Consider the following 2,672-nt stretch of genomic DNA (forward strand, 5'->3'; position numbering starts at 1 on the left):
AACAACCAATCATAAAACCACTGTGAAAGTTGTTCGTCCTGCACCTCTGATGGTAGTTGCAGAAATGCCTTCTTCGACCTTTTCAACTTGAATTCGGCAACAGAATCGAACACCTTGCAGTACGCGCCAAAATAGGCATGACTTCTCCAGTGAGTCCACGACAGTTCGCGAGAAACGAAAAGAAGATAATCTTCCTCGCTAACACCGATGTGGGCAAGATAGGCATCAAAAATGCTCCTGTCATCCCACTCATCCGGCGGCTTTCCTGAAAAGATGCACTTCACGCTGTCATCTACTTGAGAGAGACGACGCGGCGGCTCATCATACTTCTCCAGAAACAGAATGACAGTCTCGGTATTCGTCGCCTGAAAAGCATTCTTGCCCAGCCCGACGATGGCTCTGATCTTGAAATTGTAAATCAATTCTTCGCGCGCACCAACATACGGCCCCATGCCCTTGGAGAGGATCGTCGAAGGCAAGACAACCGCCGCGATTCCTCGCGGCTTCAGAAGTTGCCCAATGCGCTCCACGAACAATGCCTCGATCTCCGATCCCTGCGTGGAGATGCTGTCCAGGAGTCCAAGTTCGTTGTTCTTAAGCTTCAAATGCGCCTTGAACGCCTCCACAGAGTAGGGAGGATTGGCGGCAAGAAGATCGAAGCTCCCGTTTTCAATTCCCCGTTCGGGATAATTCTCAAGCCCGTCGCCGAAAATGATCTGCCCCTTCCCCGCACCGTTCATATGAAGCGAGACCTTTGAGACACGCGCCAAGCGATAATCCTTTTCCACTCCGTATATCGATTTCTCCACCCAACCATTATCCTTGGACGGTTTGCCTCCAGCCGCTATGAAACAAGCGTTAATGGCCTCAACCGCTTCAGTAAGAAAGTGTCCCGCGCCGCAAGCGTAGTCGATGACGCGCGGATGGACAAGTTTCGTACCTCGCCGCACAGCGCGGTCAAGCGGCAGAGAATCCCAAACAAACCGCGTAATTGGCACTGCAGTAAAAAACTGTCCTACATCTTGCTTAAAACCTTTGGCTAACAACTGCTCGAAAAGGTCACCCAGCAACTGATCACGAGAGGGATACACGATCCTGTACGGTTCAAAAAGTTGGACCATCTCTACGAGAATCTTACCATTCTGGCGGAAGAGTTCTTCGTTATGGACATCCTTGAATGCAAATTCGTTGTTCGAATAGAACTTCAAACGACGAATCGTCCCACGCAACTCTTCTATGGCATTGCGACGATTTGCCCCGTGATACTGCGCAAACAGCTTATCCGCATAATCACTCTCGACATAGAAGATCTTCTCGTCCATGAATTCCTTCATGCCGTCTCGATAGAGTCGCTGAAGTCGATCCTGCAGGTCCTCGTATGAATCAACGATGACACGGTACTGGAAGTCGACCTCGTCATCGTCATCTTTGCCGACTTCATCGACCAGTTTACAAATGAAAAGAGAAACGAGTTTGTTAAAGGCATTCTCTCGATCACTCACATTGTTGTGCCGCAGGATTTCAAGGAAACGATTGACGATTCCATCTTCCGGATCAAATTCACGCAGATCTTTCTTGCGGATCGGTCGAATTCCAATCTGGTAGGCAACTGAATCCTTGTCAAAAATGACATCAGGATAGGTTTGCTTATTGTATGTTTCATCCCATGCGTCAAATAGTTCGTCCTTGGTATGCGCATGAGCATAAAGGCGTACCATCTCGTCCTTTTCGGCCGTCTTCAGAAGATTGCGATCATCCGAACAATTGATTACGACTATCGAATCCTTGTACTTGATGCATGGCAACTTCTTACCATTCGCATCTGCCATCTCTCCGAGATCAGATGCGTAGAGGCAGAGCCACTTGGCACGACGATCTTGTTGCCAATAAGAAAAGAGCTGTCCACCGTCAAGGAAAAGTTGCTTCTTGAACTTGCGAAATTCCTCGCCGGCCGTCTTGCATTCGACAATCAAAAGCAAACTGCCGTTGTCATTGTAAACACAGATGTCGGCCTTGCCGCCCTTTTGATCATGTCCAAGTTGCCATTTCTCTTCCAGAACGATATGCTCGGGTCGGTATCCCTTTGACAGAAGGCGATCAACGCATTCAAGGACAACAAAATTCTCAGGCGCGGAAAAATTGGACGTTGTATCGTCCCTTGCGATTAGGCCTTCAGGCCATGAAATCGTTTCCTTTTCAAAATCCACAACAATCATCTTGTCAAGCGATCCGTAATGCTTAACAAGACAATACTCACCTTGCTTGCCGAACCCGACAACTTGAAGGACACTTTTTAGATTGGCTTTTGTTATCATTTCAACCACCTAGTTTTCACATGTGATCAATTTCTCGTACACCTCGACATTCCACTTCGAGAAGCAGCAGAAGGTCACTTCCATTTCGGGATGGGATGTGAGAAACGCACTCACCTCGCGGATGGCGATTTCTGCGGCGGCTTCAAGCGGATAGTCGTAGACACCGGTCGAGATGCAGGGGAAGGCGATTGTGCGGCAACCGTTTTCCGCCGCGAGGACGAGCGAATTGCGATAACAGGCGGCGAGCTTCTCCGCGTCGCCGCGCTGTCCGCCGGAGTAGACCGGGCCGACCGTGTGGATCACGAACTTCGCAGGCAGGCGGAAGCCCGGCGTAATCCGCGCCTCACCCGTCGGACA

General features: G+C 49.7%; 2 protein-coding genes. Both read right to left on the minus strand.

The features are described 5' to 3' along the window. A partial coding sequence (locus AC06L3_RS06370; protein ID WP_475669786.1) for a type I restriction-modification system subunit M occupies nt 1-2,315 on the minus strand: 2,315 nt, incomplete at its 3' end. A gap of 9 nt (nt 2,316-2,324) precedes the next feature. Next, nucleotides 2,325-2,672: macro domain-containing protein (locus tag AC06L3_RS06375; RefSeq protein ID WP_475669787.1), on the minus strand; the 348-nt coding region annotated here is incomplete at its 5' end.

This window comes from Candidatus Egerieousia sp. (assembly GCF_056211015.1).